2 rRNA genes are annotated in these 1,040 nt (G+C 54.1%); both read right to left on the bottom strand.

Annotated elements, in window-relative coordinates:
• Positions 1-48: 48 nt before the first annotated feature.
• Positions 49-165: ribosomal RNA gene (gene rrf, locus ACSS7Z_RS16240) — 5S ribosomal RNA — on the bottom strand.
• Between the two features lie 108 nt (positions 166-273).
• Positions 274-1,040: ribosomal RNA gene (locus ACSS7Z_RS16235) — 23S ribosomal RNA — on the bottom strand; the annotation flags it as partial.

The raw sequence follows: 1,040 nt of genomic DNA, 5'->3' as shown, positions 1-1,040 counted from the left end.
AACGCAAAATGGCCACCCAGCGTTGGGTGGCCATTTTGTCTAAAAGAAGTTCGGCGGTGTCCTACTCTCCCACAGGGTCCCCCCTGCAGTACCATCGGCGCTATGAGGCTTAGCTTCCGGGTTCGGAATGTAACCGGGCGTTTCCCTCACGCTATGGCCGCCGAAACACTATTGATGTTTCAATCAAACCTAAAGGCATACGTGTATGCCTGTTAGGGTTCTCGACCGTACATCGAGAACCACTCAGTGGACGCAAGCACCAACAAACGGTGTGTTATCAAGTCATCGGCTTATTAGTACCAGTCAGCTTCACACGTTACCGTGCTTCCACATCTGGCCTATCAACCCAGTAGTCTGGCTGGGAGCCTCTCACCCGAAGGTATGGAAGTCTCATCTTGAGGCCGGCTTCCCGCTTAGATGCTTTCAGCGGTTATCCATCCCGAACGTAGCTAATCAGCGGTGCTCCTGGCGGAACAACTGACACACCAGAGGTTCGTTCAACCCGGTCCTCTCGTACTAGGGTCAAATCCTCTCAAACTTCCTACGCGCGCAGCGGATAGGGACCGAACTGTCTCACGACGTTCTAAACCCAGCTCGCGTACCGCTTTAATGGGCGAACAGCCCAACCCTTGGGACCTACTCCAGCCCCAGGATGCGACGAGCCGACATCGAGGTGCCAAACCATGCCGTCGATATGGACTCTTGGGCAAGATCAGCCTGTTATCCCCGAGGTACCTTTTATCCGTTGAGCGACAGCGCTTCCACAAGCCACTGCCGGATCACTAGTCCCGACTTTCGTCCCTGCTCGACCTGTCAGTCTCACAGTCAAGCTCCCTTGTGCACTTACACTCGCCACCTGATTGCCAACCAGGTTGAGGGAACCTTTGGGCGCCTCCGTTACTTTTTGGGAGGCAACCGCCCCAGTTAAACTACCCACCAGGCACTGTCCCTGAACCGGATTACGGTTCGAAGTTAGATATCCAATATGACCAGAGTGGTATTTCAACAATGACTCCACGAATACTGGCGTATCCGCTTCA

The sequence above is a fragment of the Microbacterium wangyouchuni genome (assembly GCF_051546305.1).
In the GTDB taxonomy this organism is placed as follows: Bacteria; Actinomycetota; Actinomycetes; order Actinomycetales; family Microbacteriaceae; genus Microbacterium.
This window is presented reverse-complemented; position numbering and strand designations above follow the sequence as displayed.